The organism is Streptomyces sp. NPDC058985 (assembly GCF_042740985.1).
Taxonomy (GTDB): Bacteria; Actinomycetota; Actinomycetes; order Streptomycetales; family Streptomycetaceae; genus Streptomyces.
This window is the reverse complement of sequence record NZ_JBHYJX010000029.1, coordinates 62,924-86,868: the sequence shown is the minus strand read 5'-3', so window position 1 is coordinate 86,868 and position 23,945 is coordinate 62,924. Positions and strand designations below refer to the sequence as shown.

General features: G+C 71.0%; 17 protein-coding genes and 1 tRNA gene. 14 read left to right on the top strand and 4 right to left on the bottom strand.

The features are described from left to right. Positions 1 to 104 precede the first annotated feature (104 nt). The 9 genes from dnaA to ACFW01_RS24040 all read left to right on the top strand — a co-directional run bounded on the left by dnaA (position 105) and on the right by ACFW01_RS24040 (position 12,947). Positions 105 to 2,075 carry a chromosomal replication initiator protein DnaA gene (gene dnaA, locus ACFW01_RS24080; protein ID WP_384506457.1) on the top strand — a complete coding sequence of 657 codons (1,971 nt, stop codon included), beginning with the start codon at positions 105 to 107 and terminating at the stop codon, positions 2,073 to 2,075. Positions 2,076 to 2,964: 889 nt separating this feature from the next. Further along, positions 2,965 to 4,095: a DNA polymerase III subunit beta gene (dnaN, locus tag ACFW01_RS24075; RefSeq protein ID WP_161330546.1), complete on the top strand. Its 1,131-nt coding sequence runs from the start codon at positions 2,965 to 2,967 to the stop codon at positions 4,093 to 4,095. 196 nt (positions 4,096 to 4,291) lie between these two features. Beyond that, positions 4,292 to 5,167 (top strand): phosphogluconate dehydrogenase (NAD(+)-dependent, decarboxylating), encoded by an 876-nt coding sequence (gnd, locus tag ACFW01_RS24070; RefSeq protein ID WP_384506454.1) that lies wholly within the window; start codon positions 4,292 to 4,294, stop codon positions 5,165 to 5,167. Positions 5,168 to 5,199: 32 nt separating this feature from the next. Beyond that, on the top strand, positions 5,200 to 6,321 hold the full coding sequence (gene recF, locus ACFW01_RS24065) for a DNA replication/repair protein RecF (RefSeq protein ID WP_234956471.1): 1,122 nt from the start codon (positions 5,200 to 5,202) through the stop codon (positions 6,319 to 6,321). Beyond that, on the top strand, positions 6,318 to 6,881 hold the full coding sequence (locus ACFW01_RS24060) for a DUF721 domain-containing protein (protein WP_234956472.1): 564 nt from the start codon (positions 6,318 to 6,320) through the stop codon (positions 6,879 to 6,881). The genes recF and ACFW01_RS24060 overlap by 4 nt, the downstream gene beginning before the upstream one ends. Before the next feature lie 456 nt (positions 6,882 to 7,337). Beyond that, entirely contained in the window at positions 7,338 to 9,398 is a 2,061-nt protein-coding gene (gyrB, locus tag ACFW01_RS24055; RefSeq protein ID WP_234956473.1) for a DNA topoisomerase (ATP-hydrolyzing) subunit B, read from the top strand. Positions 9,399 to 9,440: 42 nt separating this feature from the next. Beyond that, complete coding sequence (gene gyrA / locus ACFW01_RS24050; RefSeq protein ID WP_234956474.1) at positions 9,441 to 12,035, top strand: DNA gyrase subunit A; 2,595 nt, start codon at positions 9,441 to 9,443, stop codon at positions 12,033 to 12,035. Between the two features lie 18 nt (positions 12,036 to 12,053). Next, positions 12,054 to 12,770: a DUF3566 domain-containing protein gene (locus ACFW01_RS24045; RefSeq protein WP_234956475.1), complete on the top strand. Its 717-nt coding sequence runs from the start codon at positions 12,054 to 12,056 to the stop codon at positions 12,768 to 12,770. Between the two features lie 100 nt (positions 12,771 to 12,870). Next, a tRNA-Ile gene (locus ACFW01_RS24040) sits at positions 12,871 to 12,947 on the top strand. A gap of 320 nt (positions 12,948 to 13,267) precedes the next feature. On the opposite strand, the gene ACFW01_RS24035 is transcribed toward ACFW01_RS24040, so the two are convergent. After that, entirely contained in the window at positions 13,268 to 13,411 is a 144-nt protein-coding gene (locus ACFW01_RS24035) for a hypothetical protein (RefSeq protein WP_234956476.1), read from the bottom strand. A 103-nt stretch (positions 13,412 to 13,514) separates the two neighbouring features. On the opposite strand from ACFW01_RS24035, the gene ACFW01_RS24030 reads away from it, so the two are divergent. Next, positions 13,515 to 14,246, top strand: coding sequence for an ALF repeat-containing protein (locus tag ACFW01_RS24030; protein ID WP_384506449.1), 732 nt, complete (start codon positions 13,515 to 13,517; stop codon positions 14,244 to 14,246). 203 nt (positions 14,247 to 14,449) lie between these two features. On the opposite strand, the gene ACFW01_RS24025 is transcribed toward ACFW01_RS24030, so the two are convergent. Next, on the bottom strand, positions 14,450 to 18,592 hold the full coding sequence (locus tag ACFW01_RS24025) for an NACHT and WD repeat domain-containing protein (protein WP_384506446.1): 4,143 nt from the start codon (positions 18,590 to 18,592) through the stop codon (positions 14,450 to 14,452). 461 nt (positions 18,593 to 19,053) lie between these two features. Here ACFW01_RS24025 and ACFW01_RS24020 point away from each other — a divergent pair, with 461 nt between their 5' ends. Both ACFW01_RS24020 and ACFW01_RS24015 read left to right on the top strand, forming a co-directional pair. Further along, entirely contained in the window at positions 19,054 to 19,245 is a 192-nt protein-coding gene (locus tag ACFW01_RS24020; RefSeq protein WP_234956478.1) for a ferredoxin, read from the top strand. Positions 19,246 to 19,319: 74 nt separating this feature from the next. Further along, entirely contained in the window at positions 19,320 to 20,195 is an 876-nt protein-coding gene (locus ACFW01_RS24015; RefSeq protein ID WP_234956662.1) for an FkbM family methyltransferase, read from the top strand. Positions 20,196 to 20,244: 49 nt separating this feature from the next. On the opposite strand, the gene ACFW01_RS24010 is transcribed toward ACFW01_RS24015, so the two are convergent. Both ACFW01_RS24010 and ACFW01_RS24005 read right to left on the bottom strand, forming a co-directional pair. Next, positions 20,245 to 21,033 (bottom strand): glycosyltransferase family 2 protein, encoded by a 789-nt coding sequence (locus ACFW01_RS24010; RefSeq protein WP_234956479.1) that lies wholly within the window; start codon positions 21,031 to 21,033, stop codon positions 20,245 to 20,247. Between the two features lie 381 nt (positions 21,034 to 21,414). Beyond that, the gene (locus tag ACFW01_RS24005) at positions 21,415 to 21,786 is read right to left on the bottom strand and encodes a DUF6344 domain-containing protein (protein ID WP_234956480.1); all 372 of its coding nucleotides are present in this window, start codon (positions 21,784 to 21,786) and stop codon (positions 21,415 to 21,417) included. A 339-nt stretch (positions 21,787 to 22,125) separates the two neighbouring features. Here ACFW01_RS24005 and ACFW01_RS24000 point away from each other — a divergent pair, with 339 nt between their 5' ends. After that, entirely contained in the window at positions 22,126 to 22,254 is a 129-nt protein-coding gene (locus tag ACFW01_RS24000; RefSeq protein WP_003999697.1) for a DLW-39 family protein, read from the top strand. A gap of 140 nt (positions 22,255 to 22,394) precedes the next feature. Then, the gene (locus ACFW01_RS23995; RefSeq protein WP_384506443.1) at positions 22,395 to 23,933 is read left to right on the top strand and encodes a hypothetical protein; all 1,539 of its coding nucleotides are present in this window, start codon (positions 22,395 to 22,397) and stop codon (positions 23,931 to 23,933) included. The last annotated feature ends 12 nt before the right edge of the window (positions 23,934 to 23,945 follow it).

Here is a 23,945-nt window from a genome sequence, read left to right as displayed (position 1 = left end):
CGTGGCTGAACTCCGATTCGTTCCCTTATCCCTGCCCCATCCGAGTTTCATCCCGACCCGTCCCCGAATCACACCTTCGAGGGACTCGTGAGAGAGCGTGCCCTGTGGCTGACGTACCTGCCGATCTTGCCGCAGTGTGGCCACGCGTACTGGAACAACTTCTCGGGGAAGGCCGCGGGCAGGGCGTCGAGTCGAAGGACGAGCACTGGATCCGGCGCTGTCAGCCGCTGGCGCTGGTCGCCGACACCGCCCTGCTCGCCGTGCCGAACGAATTTGCGAAGGGCGTACTGGAGGGCCGTCTCGCCCCCGTCGTGAGCGAGACCCTCAGCCGCGAGTGCGGCCGCCCGATCCGCATCGCGATCACCGTCGACGACACCGCGGGCGAGCCCGCCGGCCCCGCCCCGCAGCCGCCGCCGAACCGTCCCCAGCCCCGCTACGAGGAGCCCGAGCTCCCCGCTCCCGGCCAGGGCCGCGACGAGTACGAGGGATACGGCCGCCACCGTGCCGACCAGCTGCCCACCGCCCGGCCCGCCTACCCGCAGGAATACCAGCGCCCCGAGCCCGGCTCCTGGCCGCGCCAGACGCAGCAGGACGACTACGGCTGGCAGCAGCAGCGCCTCGGCTTCCCGGAGCGGGACCCCTACGCCTCACCGCCGCAGGAGCCCTACGGCCAGGACCCGGCGCCGTACCCCCACGACGCGTACCAGCAGGACTACCGGCCGCAGTCACCGGAGCGCCCGCCGTACGACTCCCCGCGCGGCGACTACGACCAGCAGCGCGGGGACTACGACAAGCCCCGCGGCGACTACGAATCCCCCCGTGGCGACTACGAGCAGTCCCGGGGCGAATACGAGGCCTCTCGCGGCGAATACGACTCCCCGCGCGGTGAATACGACCAGCGCGGCCCCCGCCGGGACCTGCCCGAGCCCCCGTCCGGCTCCGGACGCGTACACCGCGGCGGCCCCGTCGGCCCCGGTCCCGCCACCGGCGCCCCCGGTCCGCTCGCCGCGCAGCCGGCACCGGCGACCGGACCGGGCGAGCCAACCGCGCGCCTGAACCCGAAGTACCTCTTCGACACCTTCGTCATCGGCGCCTCCAACCGCTTCGCCCACGCGGCGGCCGTCGCCGTCGCCGAGGCGCCCGCGAAGGCGTACAACCCGCTCTTCATCTACGGGGAGTCGGGGCTGGGCAAGACCCACCTGCTGCACGCCATCGGGCACTACGCCCGCAGCCTCTACCCGGGCACCCGCGTGCGCTACGTGAGCTCCGAGGAGTTCACCAACGAGTTCATCAACTCCATCCGCGACGGCAAGGGCGACAGCTTCCGCAAGCGCTACCGCGAGATGGACATCCTGCTCGTCGACGACATCCAGTTCCTGGCGGACAAGGAGTCGACGCAGGAGGAGTTCTTCCACACCTTCAACACGCTGCACAACGCCAACAAACAGATCGTGCTCTCCTCCGACCGGCCGCCCCGGCAGCTGGTGACCCTGGAGGACCGGCTGCGCAACCGCTTCGAGTGGGGCCTGACCACCGACGTCCAGCCGCCCGAGCTGGAGACGCGCATCGCGATCCTGCGCAAGAAGGCCGTGCAGGAACAGCTCAACGCCCCGCCCGAGGTACTGGAGTTCATCGCCTCGCGGATCTCCCGGAACATCCGCGAGCTGGAAGGCGCGCTGATCCGGGTGACCGCGTTCGCCTCGCTCAACCGGCAGCCGGTCGACCTCGGGCTGACCGAGATCGTCCTCAAGGACCTGATCCCGGGCGGCGAGGACTCCGCGCCCGAGATCACCTCCACGGCCATCATGGGCGCGACCGCCGACTACTTCGGCCTCACCGTCGAGGACCTGTGCGGCACCTCGCGCGGGCGCGCGCTGGTCACGGCCCGGCAGATCGCCATGTACCTGTGCCGCGAGCTGACGGACCTCTCGCTGCCGAAGATCGGCGCCCTGTTCGGCGGCCGGGACCACACCACGGTGATGCACGCCGACCGCAAGATCCGCAATCTGATGGCGGAGCGGCGCTCCATCTACAACCAGGTGACCGAGCTGACCAACCGCATCAAGAACGGCTGACGGCCGCCTGCACCGCCCCCACATGCGCCTCCGGACACTCCGGGGGCGCCTTTCGCGTGCCCGTGGGTCGCGTGCGTCGTGCCCGGAGGTCGTACGCCCGTCCCAGCCGCTGTTCGATTACCTGCGGGGTTACGGCCGTCCTCCACAGATTGGGCCACTTTTTTCCGTCCACACCTTGGGGACTGGGAAGTTGTCCCGATCCTGTCCACAGGCCAGGCTGTTGAGGGATCATCAGGGCAGGTCAGCTCCCTGTGGATTCGTGGACGAACGATCTCCACAGGCTGTGGACGACGAGACGGTCCACAAGCTGTGCATCGAGTTGTCCACGGGCAACCCACAGGCTGGGGCCGGTTGTCCCCAACGATCATGGGCTTCTCCACATGTCTGTCCACTGTTCGGCAACATGACGCGCCCTGTCACCGCGTCGAGTGAAAGGCGTCACATCAGGGTGCCGGGTTGGGCTGTGGGAAAGGTGGGTAAACCTGGGGACGGCGTTGGGGAGAAGTCGCCTCTCCCTGTGCACGGAGTGTGCAGAACTTTCTGTTCTCCACAGATACGCCCGGTTGTCCACGGGCTCCGCCCACAGGACCAGTGGACAAAATTCCTGCTCTGACCTGGGCAAACGCGGTTATCCACGGTATCCACAGGCCCTACTACTACTCCTGACCTTAGAGAGAGCGGAATTCGTTTCGAAGCGGGTCCTGTGCACAACTCGCTCTCCGGAGCCCGACCGTCCCTCGTCACGACTTGACCCCGAAGGGCACCTACTGTCAGTGGGGTGCGTCAGACTGGTCCCCGGTGTTCCGGTCCCGTGGGGACGACGACACCGACCCAGACGACGAAGGCCAGGCAGAGCGAGCAGCGCCGGCAACAGCAGGAGGCGGCAACAGTGAAGATCCGGGTGGAACGCGACGTACTCGCGGAGGCCGTGGCCTGGGCGGCGCGCAGCCTCCCGGCCCGTCCGCCGGCGCCGGTCCTCGCCGGCCTGCTGCTGAAGGCCGAGGAGGGGCAGCTGAGCCTGTCCAGCTTCGACTACGAGGTCTCCGCGCGGGTGTCGGTCGAGGCCGAGATCGAGGAGGAGGGCACGGTGCTCGTCTCCGGCCGCCTGCTCGCCGACATCTCCCGCGCCCTCCCCAACCGGCCGGTGGAGATTTCCACAGACGGTGTACGGGCGACGGTCGTCTGCGGTTCCTCGCGCTTCACCCTCCACACCCTGCCGGTGGAGGAGTACCCGGCGCTGCCGCAGATGCCGGAGGCGACGGGCACGGTCCCCGGCGAGGTCTTCGCCGCGGCCGTGCAGCAGGTCGCGATCGCCGCGGGCCGCGACGACACGCTGCCCGTGCTCACCGGTGTGCGCATCGAGATCGAGGGCGACTCGGTGACGCTCGCCTCGACCGACCGCTACCGCTTCGCGGTCCGCGAGTTCCTGTGGAAGCCGGAGAACCCGGAGGTCTCCGCGGTCGCCCTGGTGCCCGCGAAGACGCTCCAGGACACCGCCAAGGCGCTGACCAGCGGTGACCAGGTGATCCTGGCGCTGTCCGGCTCGGGCGCGGGCGAGGGCCTGATCGGTTTCGAGGGGGCCGGCCGCCGGACGACGACGCGTCTCCTTGAGGGTGACCTCCCGAAGTACAAGACGCTGTTCCCGACGGAGTTCAACAGCGTCGCCGTGATCGAGACCGCCCCCTTCGTGGAGGCCGTCAAGCGCGTGGCCCTGGTCGCCGAGCGCAACACCCCGGTGCGGCTCAGCTTCGAGCAGGGCGTGCTCATCCTGGAGGCCGGTTCCAGCGACGACGCACAGGCTGTGGAAAGGGTCGACGCCCAGCTGGACGGCGACGACATCTCGATCGCCTTCAACCCGACCTTCCTGCTGGACGGCCTGAGCGCCATCGACTCGCCGGTCGCCCAGCTGTCCTTCACGACGTCCACGAAGCCGGCGCTGCTCAGCGGCAAGCCCGCGCTGGACGCCGAGGCGGACGAGGCCTACAAGTACCTGATCATGCCGGTGCGGCTGAGCGGCTGAGCCGTCCGCACCGTCGGTGGTTGTCCACAGGGTGAGGAAAACCCGCAGGTGGGGGCGTACGTCTGAGCGCGTATGCCCACAGCTGTGCACGGGCGTGCGGGTTTAGGCTCGGCGCGGGTACGAAAGTGCCGCGGCACGCATCCGGCGGGTACGGAGGTGCCGCCTTGCCACCTCGCACACCTAAGGAAAGCAACTGATGGAGCTCGGTCTCGTCGGCCTCGGCAAGATGGGCGGCAACATGCGCGAGCGGATCCGCCGCGCGGGCCACACCGTCGTCGGATACGACCGCAATGCGGACCTCGCCGACGTCCACAGTCTGGAAGAGCTTGTGGGCAAGCTCAGCGCCCCGCGCGTGGTCTGGGTCATGGTCCCGGCCGGCGAGGCCACTCAGGCGACCGTCGACCGGCTCGGCGAGCTGCTGGAACCCGGCGACGTCGTCGTGGACGGCGGCAACTCCCGCTGGACGGACGACGAGAAGCACGCGGAGGAGCTGGCGGCCAAGGGCATAGGCTTCGTCGACTGCGGCGTCTCCGGCGGCGTGTGGGGCCTGGAGAACGGCTACGCGCTGATGTACGGCGGGGACGCGGAGAACGTCGCCAAGGCGCAGCCGGTCTTCGACGCCCTCAAGCCGGAGGGTGACTTCGGCGCCGTGCACGCCGGCAAGGTCGGCGCGGGCCACTTCGCGAAGATGGTCCACAACGGCATCGAGTACGCGATGATGCAGGCCTACGCCGAGGGCTGGGAGCTGCTGGAGAAGGTCGACTCCGTGGAGAACGTCCGCGAGGTCTTCCGGTCCTGGCAGGAGGGCACGGTGATCCGGTCCTGGCTCCTCGACCTGGCCGTCAACGCGCTCGACGAGGACGAGCACCTCGGTGACCTGCGGGGTTACGCACAGGACTCCGGTGAGGGACGCTGGACCGTGGAGGCCGCGATCGACAACGCGGTGCCGCTGCCGGCGATCACCGCGTCGCTGTTCGCGCGGTTCGCGTCCCGCCAGGACGACTCCCCGCAGATGAAGATGATCGCCGCGCTGCGCAACCAGTTCGGCGGCCACGCGGTCGAGAAGAAGTAGGCACCACCAGTTGGGGAGGTCGGCGAACGACCATGCACGTCACGCATCTGTCGCTGGCCGACTTCCGTTCGTACGCCCGGGTCGAGGTGCCGCTGGACCCGGGCGTCACCGCCTTCGTGGGCCCGAACGGGCAGGGCAAGACGAACCTGGTCGAGGCGGTCGGCTACCTCGCCACCCTCGGCAGTCACCGGGTCTCCTCCGATGCGCCCCTGGTGCGCATGGGGGCCGAGCGCGCCGTGATCCGCGCCCAGGTCAGACAGGGCGACCGGCAGCAGCTGATCGAGCTGGAGCTGAACCCGGGCAAGGCCAACCGGGCCCGCATCAACAGGTCCTCGCAGGTCAGGCCGCGTGACGTGCTCGGCATCGTGCGCACCGTGCTGTTCGCGCCCGAGGACCTGGCGCTGGTGAAGGGGGACCCCGGGGAGCGGCGCCGCTTCCTGGACGAGCTGATCACCGCCCGCTCCCCGCGCATGGCGGGGGTGCGTTCCGACTACGACCGTGTCCTCAAGCAGCGCAACACCCTGCTGAAGTCGGCCGCGCTCGCCCGTCGGCACGGCGGCCGCACGATGGACCTGTCCACGCTCGACGTCTGGGACCAGCACCTCGCGCGCGCGGGCGCCGAGCTGCTCGCGCAGCGCCTGGACCTGATCGCCGCGGTGCAGCCGCTGGCCGACAAGGCGTACGAGCAGCTGGCCCCGGGCGGCGGCCCCGTCGCGCTGGAGTACAAGCCGTCGGCGCCGGGGGAGGCGCACACGCGTGAGGACCTGTACGAGCAGCTGATGGCCGCGCTCGCCGAGGCGCGCAAGCAGGAGATCGAGCGGGGCGTCACCCTGGTGGGGCCTCATCGGGACGATCTGCTGCTCAAACTCGGTTCACTGCCCGCCAAGGGGTACGCCTCCCACGGTGAGTCCTGGTCGTACGCGCTGGCGCTGCGGCTGGCCTCGTTCGACCTGCTGCGGGCCGAGGGCAACGAGCCGGTCCTGGTCCTCGACGACGTCTTCGCCGAGCTGGACGCGCGGCGCCGGGAGCGGCTGGCCGAGCTGGTGGCGCCCGGTGAGCAGGTGCTGGTGACGGCCGCGGTCGACGACGACGTGCCGCGGGTGCTGGCGGGGACGCGGTTCACGGTCGCGGAGGGCATGGTGGAGCGCGTATGAGCACCGACGAACCGGTTCCGGAGGAGCAGCCCGGGCCCCGGGGGAGGAATCCCGAGCCGTCCGGCGTCGACCTCGCGCGGGTGGCGCTCAGGGCGGCGCGGGAGGCGGCACGCGCGCGTGGGGACGCGGCGCAGCAGAAGAAGCAGGCGCGGCGCGGCGGCCTGCGCTCCGGGGCGCGGGCCGACGGGCGGGACCCGATGGCGCTGGGGTCTGCGATCAACCGGCTGATCACCGAGCGTGGCTGGGAGACGCCGGCCGCGGTGGGCGGCGTGATGGGCCGCTGGCCGCAGATCGTCGGCGAGGACGTGGCCAAGCACTGTGTGCCGGAGCGGTACGACGAGGATGAGCGGGTGCTGGTGGTGCGCTGCGACTCGACGGCCTGGGCGACGAATCTGCGGTTGCTGGCGCCGACCTTGGTGGCCCGGCTCAACGAGGACCTGGGGCACGGTTCGGTGCGGATGATCAAGGTGCTGGGGCCCGGTGGTTCCGGGGGTGCCGGGCGTCGTTACGGCCCGTTGCGCGCGCCCGGCAGCCAGGGTCCGGGTGACACCTACGGGTGAGCGACGGGCGTTTCACGGGTGACGGTCGGGCTCTTTGGCGCCCTGGCACAGATGGGTGATGTACCTCACATATTTGGGCGTCGATGACGGGTGTGAACCGCCGGCGACCGCTGAGGCGTACCCCTGCGTGCGGTCGTGAACCACGATCTGACTCCCAAGTAGCCAAGGGTTGACGCCTCGAAGCGCTGAGTGCCGTTGTGAGCCTCTTGAGGCCCCCTTCTGCATATCGGGAGTCGGGCGAGGCTGGTTCAGGGCGGCACATGCGGACTCAGGTACCGGCAAACCCCCATCAGTGTCAGTGGTACCGGTAGACTGGGAGAGAATCCCGCCCCGAACGTGGGGACCGTTCGGGACTAGCTGAGCAACGCTGATCAAGGCTTACCAACGCAACATGCCGCAGCCGCTCCGGCAACCCGCCGACGAGCCCGGCTCGTGCTGTGCCAGAAAGGGCGCTTCGTGGCCGATTCCGGCAACCCCAACGAGAACAACCCGTCCACCGACACCGGCGTGAACGACGTGGTGAGCACTTCGAACGGCGCGGCCTCCGCCTCGTACGACGCCAGTGCCATCACCGTGCTCGAGGGTCTGGACGCGGTCCGCAAGCGACCCGGTATGTACATCGGCTCGACCGGTGAACGCGGCCTGCACCACCTGGTGCAGGAGGTCGTGGACAACTCCGTCGACGAGGCGCTGGCCGGCCACGCGGACACCATCGACGTCACGATCCTCGCCGACGGCGGTGTCCGGGTCGTCGACAACGGCCGTGGCATCCCGGTGGGTATCCACCCCGTCGAGAAGAAGCCGGCCGTCGAGGTCGTCCTGACGGTGCTGCACGCGGGCGGCAAGTTCGGCGGCGGCGGCTACGCGGTCTCCGGTGGTCTGCACGGCGTCGGCGTGTCGGTTGTGAACGCCCTGTCGTCGAGGCTGGCCGTCGACATCAAGTGCGACGGCTACCGCTGGACGCAGGACTACAAGCTGGGCGTCCCCACCGCTCCGCTCGCCAGGCACGAGGCGGTCGAGGACTCCGGTACCACGGTCACCTTCTGGGCCGACCCGGACATCTTCGAGACCACCGAGTACTCCTTCGAGACGCTGTCGCGGCGCTTCCAGGAGATGGCGTTCCTCAACAAGGGCCTGCGCATCAATCTCACCGACGAGCGCGAGTCGGCGAAGGCCACCGCCGGTGCGGACGAGGCGGGCGAGGACGAGAAGCACGAGGTCAAGACCGTCTCGTACTACTACGAGGGCGGCATCGTCGACTTCGTGAAGTACCTCAACTCCCGCAAGGGAGAAGTGGTGCACCCCACCGTGATCGACCTGGAGGCGGAGGACAAGGACCGCAACCTGTCCCTCGAGGTCGCGATGCAGTGGAACGGCGGCTACACCGAGGGTGTCTACTCCTTCGCCAACATCATCCACACCCACGAGGGCGGTACGCACGAGGAGGGCTTCCGTGCGGCGCTGACCTCGCTCATCAACAAGTACGCGCGCGACAAGCGGCTGCTGCGCGAGAAGGACGACAACCTCACGGGTGACGACATCCGCGAGGGTCTGACGGCGATCATCTCGGTGAAGCTGTCGGAGCCGCAGTTCGAGGGGCAGACCAAGACCAAGCTGGGCAACACGGAGGTCAAGACCTTCGTGCAGCGCGTGGTCTACGAGCACCTCGCCGACTGGCTCGACCGCAATCCGAACGAGGCGGCGGACATCATCCGCAAGGGCATCCAGGCGGCCACCGCGCGTGTGGCGGCCCGCAAGGCCCGTGACCTGACCCGCCGCAAGGGTCTGCTGGAGACGGCGTCGCTGCCGGGCAAGCTGTCCGACTGCCAGTCCAACGACCCGACCAAGTGCGAGATCTTCATCGTCGAGGGCGACTCCGCCGGCGGTTCCGCCAAGTCCGGCCGGAACCCGCAGTACCAGGCGATCCTCCCGATCCGCGGCAAGATCCTCAACGTCGAGAAGGCGCGCATCGACCGGATCCTGCAGAACCAGGAGATCCAGGCGATGATCTCCGCGTTCGGCACCGGTGTGCACGAGGACTTCGACATCGAGAAGCTCCGCTATCACAAGATCATCCTGATGGCGGACGCCGACGTCGACGGCCAGCACATCAACACCCTGCTGCTGACCTTCCTGTTCCGCTTCATGCGGCCGCTGGTCGAGTCCGGGCACGTGTACCTGTCCCGCCCGCCGCTGTACAAGATCAAGTGGGGCCGGGACGACTTCGAGTACGCGTACTCCGACCGCGAGCGCGACGCGCTGATCGAGATGGGCCGCCAGGCCGGCAAGCGCATCCGCGAGGACTCCGTGCAGCGCTTCAAGGGTCTCGGTGAGATGAACGCCGAGGAGCTGCGCATCACGACCATGGACCAGGAGCACCGCGTCCTCGGCCAGGTCACGCTCGACGACGCCGCACAGGCCGACGACCTGTTCTCGGTGCTGATGGGCGAGGACGTCGAGGCCCGGCGCGCGTTCATCCAGCGCAACGCCAAGGACGTCCGCTTCCTCGACATCTGAGTCGGTCTCAGCTGACCGCACCAGGAAGGACCTTCACCAGCAATGACCGACGAGAACACCCCTGTGACGACGCCCGAGGGCGACGCCCTGGCGATGCGTGTCGAGCCCGTCGGGCTCGAGACGGAGATGCAGCGCTCGTACCTCGACTACGCGATGTCCGTCATCGTCTCGCGCGCGCTGCCCGACGTCCGTGACGGCCTCAAGCCCGTGCACCGCCGCGTGCTGTACGCGATGTACGACGGCGGCTACCGCCCCGAGCGCGGCTTCTACAAGTGCGCCCGTGTCGTCGGCGACGTCATGGGCAACTACCACCCGCATGGCGACAGCTCCATCTACGACGCGCTGGTGCGCCTCGCCCAGCCGTGGTCGATGCGGATGCCGCTGGTCGACTCCAACGGAAACTTCGGCTCGCCGGGCAACGACCCGGCGGCGGCCATGCGCTACACCGAGTGCAAGATGGCGCCGCTGTCGATGGAGATGGTCCGCGACATCGACGAGGAGACCGTCGACTTCACGGACAACTACGACGGCCGCTCCCAGGAGCCGACCGTCCTGCCCGCCCGCTTCCCGAACCTGCTGATCAACGGTTCGGCGGGCATCGCGGTCGGCATGGCGACCAACATTCCGCCGCACAACCTGCGCGAGGTCGCGGCCGGCGCCCAGTGGTACCTGGAGAACTACGAGGCCTCGCACGAGGAGCTGCTGGACGCGCTGATCGAGCGCATCAAGGGCCCGGACTTCCCGACCGGCGCCCTGGTGGTGGGCCGCAGGGGCATCGAGGAGGCGTACCGCACCGGGCGTGGTTCGATCACCATGCGCGCGGTCGTCGAGGTCGAGGAGATCCAGAACCGCCAGTGCCTGGTGGTCACGGAGCTGCCCTACCAGACCAACCCCGACAACCTCGCGCAGAAGATCGCCGACCTGGTGAAGGACGGCAAGATCGGCGGCATCGCCGACGTCCGCGACGAGACGTCGTCCCGCACCGGCCAGCGCCTGGTCATCGTCCTCAAGCGGGACGCGGTCGCCAAGGTCGTCCTGAACAACCTCTACAAGCACACCGACCTGCAGTCGAACTTCGGCGCCAACATGCTGGCGCTGGTCGACGGCGTGCCGCGGACCCTCTCCCTGGACGCGTTCATCCGCCACTGGGTGAACCACCAGGTCGAGGTCATCGTCCGCCGTACGCGCTTCAGGCTGCGCAAGGCGGAGGAGCGGGCGCACATCCTGCGCGGCCTGCTCAAGGCCCTGGACGCCATCGACGAGGTCATCGCGCTGATCCGGCGCAGCGACACCGTCGAGATCGCGCGCCACGGCCTGATGGGCCTCCTGGAGATCGACGAGATCCAGGCCAACGCGATCCTGGAGATGCAGCTGCGCCGCCTGGCGGCCCTGGAGCGGCAGAAGATCGTCCAGGAGCACGACGAACTCCAGGCGAAGATCCGCGAGTACAACGAGATCCTCTCCTCCCCGGTCCGGCAGCGCGGCATCGTCAGCGAGGAGCTGGCGGCGCTCGTCGAGAAGTACGGCGACGACCGCAAGACGAAGCTGATCCCGTACGAGGGCGACATGTCCATCGAGGACCTGATCGCCGAGGAGGACATCGTCGTCACGGTCACCCGGGGCGGCTACATCAAGCGCACCAAGACCGACGACTACCGCGCCCAGAAGCGCGGCGGCAAGGGCGTGCGCGGCACGAAGCTCAAGGAAGACGACATCGTCAACCACTTCTTCGTGTCCACCACCCACCACTGGCTGCTGTTCTTCACCAACAAGGGCCGTGTCTACCGGGTGAAGGCGTACGAGCTGCCCGACGCCGGCCGGGACGCGCGCGGGCAGCACGTCGCGAACCTGCTGGCCTTCCAGCCGGACGAGACGATCGCCCAGATCCGCGCGATCCGCGACTACGAGGCGGTGCCCTACCTGGTCCTGGCCACCAAGGCCGGCCTGGTGAAGAAGACGTCGCTGAAGGATTACGACTCGCCGCGTTCCGGTGGTGTGATCGCCATCAATCTGCGCGAGCAGGCGGACGGTTCCGACGACGAGCTGATCGGTGCCGAGCTGGTCTCGGCCGAGGACGATCTGCTGCTGATCAGCAAGAAGGCGCAGTCGATCAGGTTCACCGCGTCGGACGACACGCTGCGTCCGATGGGCCGTGCGACCTCGGGCGTCAAGGGCATGAGTTTCCGTGAAGGGGACGAGCTGCTCTCGATGAATGTTGTTCGAGCCGGTACGTTCGTGTTCACTGCCACCGACGGCGGTTACGCGAAGCGGACCTCCGTCGACGAGTACCGCGTCCAGGGTCGCGGCGGCCTCGGCATCAAGGCCGCCAAGATCGTCGAGGACCGCGGGTCGCTCGTGGGTGCGCTGGTGGTCGAGGAGCACGACGAGATCCTCGCCATCACACTCTCGGGCGGTGTGATTCGTACGCGAGTCAGCGGGGTCAGGGAGACCGGCCGTGACACCATGGGCGTTCAACTGATCAATCTGGGCAAGCGCGATGCCGTCGTCGGCATCGCACGCAACGCCGAGGCGGGACGCGAGGCGGAGGAGGTCGACGGCGATGTCGTCGTCGACGAGGCCGCCGAGGGTCCCGAGACCACCGGCACGGACGAGGGTGAGGCGCCCTCGGCCGAGTAGCACGAGGAGAGAGTCATCGTGAGCGGAGCCACGGGCGCCGGGTCGGCCGGTACCTCCAGGGGTACGGAAACGGGCGGCGGCGGCCGTGGCTCCGCCGCGCGTGCGACCGATCCGCACACGACTCAGCTGCGCAAGATCGACGACGGCGCGACCGACTCGCAGGCGTCGCAGAAGCATGGATCCCAGGGGGGAACTGTGACGGACACCCGAGGCCAGCAGAGTCAGCAGGCGGCCTCGCCGCTGCCGGGGGAACGGCAGCGCCAGCAGCCCGGCGGGCCGTACCACCCGCCGCAGGCCTACCAGACCCAGGGCGGCACCGCGTCCGCCGTGCGCCGCCCGCGCACCGGCGCGCGCACCACGCCCCGGGTCCGCAAGGCGCGCCTGCGCGTGTCGAAGGCCGACCCGTGGTCGGTGATGAAGGTCAGCTTCCTGCTCTCCATCGCGCTGGGCATCTGCACGATCGTCGCGTCCGCCGTGCTGTGGATGGTCATGGACGCCATGGGGGTCTTCTCCACCGTCGGCGGCACGATCTCCGAGGCGACCGGATCCAACGAGTCCAACGGCTTCGACCTGCAGTCGTTCCTGTCGCTGCCCAACGTGCTGCTGTTCGCGACGGTCATCGCCGTCATAGACGTTGTCCTCGCGACGGCGCTGGCCACGCTCGGCGCGTTCATCTACAACCTGTCCGCCGGCTTCGTCGGAGGCGTGGAGCTGACGCTCGCCGAGGACGAGTGAGCGTCCCTCCGGGACCCTGCGACAACCGATTTTGGGACTGCCCTCCTCGTGCGCTAATCTTCAGGAGTCAGCGCGCGGGACATACACCGCAGAGCGCGGCGGGGCTATAGCTCAGTTGGTTAGAGCGCATCCCTGATAAGGATGAGGCCACAGGTTCAAATCCTGTTAGCCCCACCAGCGAGAAGACCCCCAGTCGGGAACGGCTGGGGGTTTTTGACATCCATGACTGTCCATGACTGACATCCACGGTGGTCACGGAACCAGCCCCCGCTTCCCGGCGTCGTGCAGGGTACGCACGCTTCGTTGAGGAGGACTGTGGAAGGCGATCCGCCGTGGTGGGCGATCTTCGTGATCTCAGCCGGGGTGACCGTGGTCCTCGGGGCGATCCTTCTGTCCGTGGTCGCCGCAGTGGCTCTCAGCGTGTTCTGGGTGCGCGGCAGGTTCCGCCGCCGCCCATCCGGCGGGAACGTCAGCCGATGAGCGGATCTTCCAGGGGTTCAGGACATCGACTCGAGGCCGGCCGCATCACCCCGGTCAGGCAGGTGCAGCGAGCGCAGCTCCAGCACCTCGCTACGGCGGAGCGCGAGGACCAGGACCAGGGCGAGGACGAGGACGCAGGCCGCGTTGCGAGCCGCAGGCAAGCAGAATCAGCGAGGACTGCCTGATCAAGGCAATGGCCGGCCCATCTCCTTCTGCGAAGATCGCAGCACCGCATCCTTGCAGATGACAAAGGTGGTTGACCTCATGAGATCGACTCGCGTGATCCTTGCTGTGGCCGCAGGCGCTCTTGCCCCGGCGCTGTTGCTGGCTACGCCGTCCATGGCCGCCTCCATCGCCCCCGCAGGCGCCGTCGCGACGGCCGGCTCGCCCTACGACGAGATGAGCGCGGACGACCTGCGGGTGGCGATATCCCGCATCCTCGCCGACCCCGACAGCGGCAAGCGCGTGATCCGGGAGGCGAACGCGCTCCTGGACAGCGGCACCGTGGAGGAGATGCGCGCTTGGCTGGAGACGGGCTATCCGCTGGCGCAGGCCGAGGACGACCGGGTCGCGCTCTTCAGGATTCTTGCCGACCCGGACAGCGGCAGGCGCGTTATTGCGGAGGTCAACCAGCTTCTCGACAACGACGATCCCCAGCAGACGCGTGCCTGGCTGGAGACGGGCTATCCGCTGGCGCAGGCCGAGGACGACCGGGTCGCGCTCTTCAGGATTCTTGCCGACCCGGACAGCGGCAGGCGCGTCATTGCGGAGGTCAACCAGCTTCTCGACAACGACGATCCCCAGCAGACGCGTGCCTGGCTGGAGACGGGCTACCGCCTGGCCCAGGCCGAGGACGACCGGGTCGCCATTTTCCGGCTCCTCGCCGACCCCGACATCAGCGACGCCCTGCGCGCAGCGGCCGGTGCTGCCCTTGACGACAACACCCCGGAAGCGCTGCGCGACTTTCTGGAGGTCGGCCAGTACGAGGTCGACTAGTTGACACGGACCAGCCCGGTTACCGCCGAAGCCCGACGGACATCCAGCCTGCGGTCAACGGCGGCAACAGGTAGGAGAAGGCCCGACCGCTGGCGACGGGGGATGCGCCAGCGGTCGGGCTGTGGCCAAGGCTAACAAGGGCCGGTGCGTCATGGGTGCCGACTGGTCGGTCGGGCCTCCGGGGAGTGACCGGGATCACGTTGTCAGTGGTCGCACGGCGGCTCGTAGTCCAGGCGCGGCAGGTACTCGTGCCACTTCTCCTCGGTGAGTACGTTCCGGGTGGCCGAGCAGATGCGGTCGATGGCGTCGTCCACCCCGAGGTTCCAGAGCCGGACGGTGTCCGTTCCGCTCGAGACCCCCAGCATGTGACGCACGGGGCTGAAGGAGAGGAAGTTCCCCGTCTTGGCGTTGGGGCTCATCGACTGGCCGATGGGCGCGGCCTCGGCGGGCGTCGTGACGTTCCAGAGGCGGACGGTGTTGTCGTTGGCGCCGCTGGCCAGGGTCTCGCCGTCCTCGCGGAAGGTCAGTGACACCACCGAGTCGGTGTGACCGGCGAGGGTCGACTCGGCCCGGCCGGGTTCGCCGCCGCTGGGGACGGCCCAGAGGCGGACCGTGCCGTCGTCGCTGCCGCTGGCCAAGGTGTCGCCGTCCGTGCTGTAGGCGAGGGCGTTGACGGGCCCGAGGTGCCCGGTGAGGGGCGTACCGCGGGGGGTGGCGTGCGCGGGGTCGTCCACGTCCCAGAGCCGTACGGTGTCGTCCGCGCCGCCGCTGGCGAGCGTACGCCCGTCCGGGCTGAAGGCCAGGGTGTTGACGTATCCCCGGTGGCCGCTCAGCGGCCGGCCCAGACGGCGTGGGTGGGACGGGTCCTCGGTGTTCCACAGCTGGACGGTGCGGTCGTCGTAGGCGGTGGCCAGCGTGCGGCCGTCGGGGCTGAACGCCAGGGTGTCGGGGCCCGCGTAACGGGTGCGCAGCGGCACCGGCGGCCCGTGGGCGGCGGGGTGGGCCGGGTCGCCGACGTTCCAGAGACGGACCGCGTCCGCGGAGAGCACCGCCAGGGTGTCGCCGTCCGGGGAGAACACCAGTGACCGAATGTCGCCCTCGCCCGGCCTCAAGGGCTCGCCCAGTGACACCGGCCGGGCGGGTTCCGTCACGTCCCACAGGCGGACCCGGCCGTCGCGGGCCGCCGTGGCCAGCACGTGCCCGTCCCGGCGGAAGGCGCCGATCCGGCCGATCATGTCCGACGTCGGCAGCGACCACAGGCGCACCTTGCTGTCGCCGCTGCCGGTGGCGAGGGTCCGCCCGTCGGGGCTGAAGCCGAGGGCGTACATCTCGCCGCTGCTCCCGGCCAGTGGCATGCCCACCTGCGACGGGTAGGACGGGTCGCTGACGTTCCACAGGCTCGCCGTGCTGTCCGCGCTGCTCGCGGCGAGCATGGCGCCGTCGGGGCTGAAGGCCACCGACCAGATGGGGCCGGTGTGGCCGGTGAGCGGAGCGCCCGCGGATCTCGCGCGGTCCGGGTCGGCCACGTCCCAGAGCCGTACGGTGTCGTCCGCGCTCCCGCTGGCGAGGGTGGTTCCGTCGGGGCTGAAGGCCACGGAGTGGATCAGCGCGCCGTGACCGGTCAGCGGTCGGCCGGCCGGCTCCGGGCGGTCCGGGTCGGCGACGTCCCAGAGCCGGACCGCGTTGTCGTCGCCACCGGCGGCCAGCGTCCGCCCGTCGGGGCTGAACGCCACCGAGCGCACCGCCGCCTTCGCACCGGTCAGGGTGGCCAGGGCGCGCGGCCGGCGCGGGTCGGCCACGTTCCACAGGCGCGCGGCGTGGTCGTCGTGGGCGGAGGCCAGGGTGCGTCCGTCGGGGCTGAAGGCGAGCAGGTAGACGGTGCCGCCCTGGCCGGTCAGGGGTGCGCCGAGCGGACGCGGACGGCTCGGGTTCCGTACGTCCCACAGCCGGATCGTGCCGTCGTCGGAGGCGCTGGCGAGGGTGCGGCCGTCCGGGCTGAACACGGCGGTGCTCACCCAGCTCCGGTGGCCGGTGAGGGGCTTGCCCAGCTGTTCCGGCCGGGCCGGGTCCGACACGTCCCACAGCCGCACGGTCCGGTCGTAGCTGGCCGTCGCCAGCAGCCGCCCGTCGGGGCTGAAGGAGGTCAGGTAGACGGCGCCGGTGTGCCCGAGGAGCGGGGTGGCCAGCGGCGCGTTCACGATGGATATCAGCCGGTTGCGGACGTCCTCGTCGTCCGGTCGCAGGCGGTGCGCCGCCAGGTCGAGCTGGGCGGACAGGGACGGGTCCGTGTCCTCGACGCGGTCCGCCTCGGCGACCACCTGCTCGTACACCGCGTCGTTGCGCTGCTGCCAGGCGATCACCGCCGAGCCGACGGCCACCAGGGCGAGCACGACCAGCGTCGACACCGCGGCGCGCCTGATCAGGACGGTGCGCCTGCGCAGTCTGCTCGCGGCGGCCAGGAAGTCGACCGCGCTGCGGGTCAGGAAGGTGCCGCCGGCCGAGTCCGCCCAGCCGCGGGCCTGTTCCAGCCGGGATCCCCGGTAGAGCAGCGAGGTGTCGCGGTCCGATTCCTCCCAGGCCCGGCCGTCCTCCTCCAGCCGCTGGCGCAGCAGGTTGCCGGCGCGGTCCTCGTCGATCCAGTCGCGCAGCCGCGGCCAGGCGTGCAGCAGCGCCTCGTGGGTGATCTCCACGGCCTCCGCGTCGAGGGTCACCAGCCGGGCCCGCACCAGTGCCTCCAGGGACTCCTCGGTCTTGCCGGGGTCCCTCGACTCCTGCGCCAGCCGCCGCCGCGTGCTGCGTCTGCGGGTCGCCTGGGTGTCCTCGCCCAGCCGGACCAGCCTGAGCAGCAGCAGCCTCGCCGCCGTGCGGGCCGCCGGGTCCAGGTCGGACCAGGCCCGTTCGGCGGTTCCGGCCACCGCGCCCTGGATGCCGCCCGCCGCGCGGTATCCGGCGAGTGTCAGCCGGCCCGCCTTGCGCCGCTGCCAGGTGGCGAGCAGGGCGTGCGAGAGGAGCGGCAGCACGCCCGCGTCGTGGGTTCCGTGCCGGCCGTCGGTGCTCACCTCACGGATGATCAGCTCGGCGAGACCGGGTTCGAGTTCCATGCCGACGGCCTTGGCCGGTGCGGTCACCGCCTCGCGCAGTTCCGCGGTGGTCAGCGGCCCCAGCACCATGTGCCGGTGCTGGAGCGCGTCGGCCAGCTCGGGATGGCGCAGGCACTGCTCGTAGAAGTCGGCGCGGATGCCGAGCGCCACGAGGACCGGCGCCGCCTCCCCCGGACCCCCTGGCACGCAGGCGGCCTGCAGCATCGCGATGAACGCGCGCCGCTCGGACTCGTCGGGGCAGAGGGTGAAGGTCTCCTCGAACTGGTCCACGATGACGACGGGACGCGCGGACGGCGACTCCGGATCAGGCTCGTGCCCAGACCCAGACCCAGACCCAGACCCAGACCCAGACCCAGACCCAGACCCAGACCCAGACCCAGACCCCGACTTCGCCCCCGACCCCGACTTCGCCCCCGACCCCGCATCCTCGCCGGGCGCCGCCCACGCCGCGAAGGCCGCCCTGACCGCGTCCTCGGTCCCGGGGTCGCCCGGCTTCCCCGTCCTGCGCACGGCGCGTACGACGGGCTCCAGTTGGGGTATCCGGCGGCTCAGCTCCCCGAGCGGATCGACGCCCGGCACGAGCTGGAGCACGCGCCTCGGCTCCCTGGGCCCACCCGGCGGACCGGCCCCGCCGCCCGGCGTCCCCTCGCGCAGGGCGGGCACGAGCCCGGCGTTCAGCAGGGAGGACTTCCCCGCTCCCGAGGCGCCCACGAGCATCACCAGGCCGCCCGTGTCCTCGGCCGCGCGGAGCTGGGCGACCAGGGCCCGCGTGCTCCGGTCCCGCCCGAAGAACCAGTCGGCGTCCTGCCGGCGGTAGGCGGCCAGCCCCCGGTACGGGCAGACACCGCCGGCGGCCTGGGGCTCGGCCGCGGGGTCTTCCTCGTCCGCGGCGGACGGCGCGGCGCGTTCGCCCGTCGGGTCGGCCATCGCCCGCTCCCACAGGCGCTGCCACTGGACCAGGTCGTACAGCCCGGCGGAGACCGGTACGGGACGTGCCCGGCGGGCGAGCGGGACCAGGACGTGCAGGACGGCCGCGAGGGCGGGGAACTGGGCGGGGACGTTCTTGGCCCGCCGCCAGTCGCTGATCCGCTGGGCGGAGACCCGTACGGGACGGCCCCGTTCGTCGACCCGCTGGAGCCGGACGACGGCCTCGGACACGCGTTTCAGAGGAGGGTTGCCCGCCTCCTTGTAGAGCAGTGCGAGGCGTTCCGCGAAGGCCGTGCGTGCCCCTGAGTCGAAACTCAAGGTCTCCACTCCTTACTTCCCCCGCACTTGGACGTCCGGACCGGAAAACTCACTCTATATGCCTGACCTGCGGCTACCTCGGTTCCGCGGGTCCGGATCCTCCTCGGCGGCGACCTCAGGTGGCAGGATCCCGTCGCAGTGGCCGGTCGGCCGCGATCCACCCTGACAGGTCAGCGGCTCGGTGTTCGCGGAGCCACCCCACCAGGCCGCACGTTCTCGGTCAGCTTTCGGCGGCCCGGCCCTTCCCGAACCGCTCCGGTACCACCCGCAGTACACCGCCGGCATGGTTCGGCACCGGTCCCCACGAGGGGAGGGACCGGTGCCCGACCATGACGGCGCGTCTGCTGTCCAATTCCCGCGGGCGCCCGGTCGACACGCGGGCGCGCCCGGCGGGTTCGGCGCCGCGATCCGCGGGCAGGCACGTCGTGAAGGTTCCGAAGCCGACCGCCGCTGGAGCGCGTATGAGGATCTCCGTCGACCCCGAGCAGTGCTACGGCTCCGGTGACTGCGTCCACCGGGCCCCGTCCGTCTTCACCCAGGTGGACGGTCTGGGTGCCGTGATACCCGGGCGGGAGCACGACATCGGCGTGGACCGGGTGCGGGAGGCGATCGAGGGGTGCCCCGCCGCGGCGATCACCGTCTCGGGCGAGTGAGTGGGCGGGGAGAACGAGGCGCGTCCGTCGCCGGGACGCCGTCCCAGGCCCTGGTCACCCTCGCCGCCCGCTACGTGCGCCACGCGCCCGGCACTCTCGGGAAGTCGGCGCTCACCACGCACTGGCTGAACGCGCGGCTGCGGGAGCGGCCCCGCCGCAGGGTCGTCCGGGTGCGCTCCGGCGGCCTGTTCGCCGTGGACACGCGTGACCTCATCCAGCGGTACCTGTACCTGTTCGGCGTCTGGGAGCCGCACCTGACGGCGTGGCTGCGCCGCCGACTGCGCCCGGGGGACGGCTTCGTGGACGTCGGGGCGAACATCGGGGTCTTCAGCGTGCTCGCGGCCCAACTCGTCGGTGCGGAGGGCCACGTGGTCGCCGTCGAGGCCTCCCCCGTCCTGCACCGCCGTCTGGTGGGGCACGCGCGGCTCAACGGCCTGCACAACGTCCGCGCCCTCAACGCCGCCGTGTCCGACCGCCGCAGGACCCTGCGCTTCGTGCTCGCCAGCTCACGGAACACGGGCGCGAACAGCATCGTCCCGTACGACGGCCCGGCGGAGTCCGGCTTCGAGGCCGAGGCCCGGCCGCTGCCGGAACTCCTCGACCCGGCGGAGCTGGCCGGCGCCCGGGTGATCAAGATCGACGTGGAGGGAGCGGAGGGCGGCGTCGTGCGCTCTCTGGCGCCGGTGCTGGGCGACCTGCGGCCCGACGCGGAGATCTGTGTCGAGGTCACGCCGGAACGCATGGCGCTGCTGGGGGACTCGGCCGACGAACTGCTGGGGGTGATGCGGGACGCCGGGTTCCACGTCTACCGCCTGGCCAACGACTACGCGCCCGGCAGCTACCCCGCGGCGCTGCGCGGCGAGCCGGGTGTACCGGTCCGCTGGCGAGGGCCGGTCGTCGAGGAGAGCGACCTGGTCTTCTCCCGGGTGGACGCCGAGACGCTGCCCTGAGCTGCCGTCACGGCGGCGGGTCGGGCGGCCGTCACCGCCGTCACCGCCGTCACCGCCGCAGGTCCGCGCCCTCGGTCCGGTGCGGCGGGTGCCAGCCGAAGGACGACAGGGCCCGCGCCCTGGCCTCCACCACCGCCATCCGGGCCTCCCGTTCGGCCGGGTCGACGTGCGACGCCTGGCCGGTGACCTGGCCCTCCCACTTGCGGTAGAGCAGGCCCACCTCCTCGGTGAACCACCCCCGGCTCACGCAGTTCAGGGCCAGCAGCAGGCCGGTGTCCTCGGACGCCGGGAGGGCCATCCAGCCGCCGAGGGCGAGCAGCAGGTCGCGCCTGACGAGGAGCGTCGCCGGATGGACCTGGGCGCGGAATCCGTTGGCCCGCCAGAAGTCGAGCACCGCGCCGCGTTCGATCGGTCCGTGCGCGGGGTCGCCCGGGAAACCGGCCGTCGAGCCGTCGGGCAGGAGGTCCAGGGCCCGTGAGGTCGCCCAGCCGAGCCCCGGGTCGGCCTCCAGCGCGGTCAGGTCGCGGGCCAGGGTGCCCGGCGCGAGCCGGTCGTCGGCGTCCAGGACCTTCACGTACTCCCCGTCCGCGTGGGCCAGGGCCATGGTGCGGGCGACACCGGGGCCCGCCTGCCGGTCCCCGCGGCCCTGGCGGAAGACGACGCGCGGGTCGTCGGGCACGTGCGGGCGGACGTCGTGGGTCCCGCCGTCCTCCTGGATCACCCAGCGCCAGTCCCAGCCGTCGGGCAACTCCTGGGCGGCCAACGACGCGTGGGCCTCCGGCAGGTAGTGCGCCGAGGGGCCGTGGACGGCCGTGACGATGACGATGTGCCGGCTCACGGGCGGCACTCACCACCTTTCCGCAGGAGTGCCGTACAGGCTATGACGCGTGAACAGGCGCCGGCGGGCGGGGGGCCGGGCGGGACGAAGAGCCGACACACGAAGGGAGCCCCACACGCGAGGGGAGCCCAGACGCGAGGGGAGCCACCACATGCGAGGGAGCCCAGACGCGAGGGGAGCCACCACATGCGAGGGAGCCCAGACGCGAGGGGAGCCACACATGCGAGGGAGCCCAGACGCGAGGGGAGCCACACATGGCGGCGGCCCGGCTGCTCTGTCGAGCGGCCGGGCCGTTTCTGGCGTGTGGTGCGGTACGCAGATCGCCGTTGTGTCGGTCGGGCGGGGCGGGCGCGGTGCGAACCGGGCGCCGCCTCGGCCCGCTCAGCGTTGGAGCGGCGCGCTGTGCTGGGCCGGTGACCCCGCGGTGTCGTCGCAGGGGAGGCCGGTGGCGGTCTCGGTGGCCGTGGCGGTCGCGTCGCTGAGCGGACGGTGCCGGCAACTGGGGGCCGAGCCGTGCGCCTCGGCGCGGATGCGCTGCTTCATCGTGGGGGGCAGGGAGCCGGCCCGGGACCAGGACCAGGGGAGCGCCGTCGCGGGTGCCGCCTCGGGGGAGGCGCTCTCGCTCTTGCTGTGCGTTCCGGTCTGCGGCGCGGCCGCGGCGGCGGTCGTCGTGATGAGTCCGAGCGCCGTGCACAGCGCGAGGAAGGCGGTGACGATGGTGGTCCACAGCGTCATGACCTTGTTCCGGGCCATAACCCCTCACTTTCGGGTTGGGCGATTTGCGTACTTTCCTCATGATGTGTATGCGGATCGCGAAGTGGTGGACCTGCGCCCGTGGCGCGTCGATGTTCAGATGAACACAACCCGAATGGCCGCAAGAGGGCCGAAAAGATGCCAATACGGGAGAGAGCGGGGCGAAAAGTCACCTCGCGTAGGGGTGTGATCACCCTCCGATCAGAACGGGTTCGTCCGCTTCTGGAGGGCTTCGGCGCACGGCAGTTGACCGCCGACGCAGGTCACCGATCGGTATCGGCCGGTGTGTATAGTCGGGCGCCAGAGGTCCCCTACGTCAAGGAAAGACGAGGTCGCGCGGTGAAGAAGCTTCTCCTGGTCGCACTGGCCGCCATCGGCGGGCTCCTCGTGTACCGCCAGATCCAGGCGGATCGCGCCGAGCAGGATCTGTGGACGGAGGCGACTGACTCCGTGCCCACGGGTTCCTGAGTACGACCGACATCCGGTCCCGAGCAGACCCCGGCCGTCGAACGGTCGGGGTTTTCTGTTGCCCGGTTGCCCGGTTGCCCGGTTGCCCGGATGCCCGGATGTCCACGCGGGGGCGCGGGAGCGCCACGGCGCGCGGCAGGATGGGGCACGGTCGTTCGGGTCGGGCGGCGAGGGCCGGCGAGCGCGAGGGGTGGCGGGTCATGGGACGGTGGTGTACGGCTTGGCGGCATGCCGGGTCCGGGGGCGCGGGCCCGCAGTCGGCCGCGCCGGCGCCCGGACGGCGGAGTGCGCCCCGTCGGAGTACGGAGCCTGCGTCGCGTACCGGGCCCGAGAGTCGTACCGCCGCGGCGAGCCGTACAGCGGCGGAGAGCCGCACAGCCGTGGCGAGCCGTACGGCGTCCGTGCGGCGGCTGGCCGTCGTGACCGCCGTACTGGCCACCGCCGGCGCCACCGCCACGGCCGTCGCCCTGCCCGCTGGTGCCGCTTTCGCGGCCGGTGACGCGCCGGGGTACGCCTTCGCCGACGGCGCCCCGCGGGTCGAGGGGACGAACGCCGCCCGGGACGCCGCGGCGCTGACGGCCGGAGCCACGTACCGCAGCTCGCTGCCGCGCGACGGCACCCTCCACTACCGCCTCGACCTCGACGCCGCCTCCGACGCCTACGTCTCCGTGACCGCCGTACCCGGCTCCGCCGGCGAGGTCACCGCCGTCGACGGCATCCGCGTCTCCGTGCAGGACGCCGAGGGCGGCTCCTGCTCCTCCGACAGCGCGACCTTCGGCGCGGCGCACAGCCCCCGCCCGGTCACCGCGTGGGGGATGCGGGAGATCGCGCCCGGCGGCAACCGGTGCCAGGAGCCCGGCACCTACTACGTCACCGTCGAGCGGGCCAGGCCTCAGGACTCCCCGCCCGAGGACTGGGACCTGGAACTCACCGTCGCCACCGAACCCCGCCCCGCCCAGGCGGGTGCGACCGAGGCACCGGAAGCCTGGGACTCCGCCTCGCCCGAGGCCGTACCCGGTGATCCGGAACCCCGCACGGGCGGCAACGGCTTCGCCCACGCCACGCCCCTCGGACCGGGCGCCTGGCGCGACGGCATCCGGCCCGGACAGACCCTCTACTACAAGGTGCCCGTGGACTGGGGCCGCCAGATCCACGCGACCGCCGAACTCGACGGCGCCCGGGAGGCCTCCGGCTACGCCACCGGTGCCCTGCGCCTGGCGCTGCACAACCCGGTGCGCGGCGAGGTCGACGCCGCCGCCAAGGGCTACACCGGCCGCCCCGCCACCGTCGGGCTCGCCGCCCTGCCGCCGGTGGCCTATCCCAACCGGTACGCCACGAGTGGGCAGGTCGGCGCGGTGCGCTTCGCCGGCGACTACTACGTCGTCGTGCACCTGGCGGCGCAGGTGGCCGAGGACTTCGGCGAAGGGCCCTTCGGACTGACGCTCCGTGTCGGACTGGAGGGATCCGCGCGCGGCGGGCCCGACTACGCGGGTGAGTCGCGGCCCGAGGGGCTCTTCGCCGTCTCGGCCCAGGACCGGGCGGCGGCGCCGGAGAGCGGCTCCCCGGACGACGACGGCCTCGCCATGAAGGCGGTCGCCGTGGGCGGTATCGGCACCGGCAGCCTGCTGCTGGCGGGCCTGACGGTGTGGACCGCGGCGGCCCGGCGCAGGGCGAGGTGAGGAGCGGCCCGG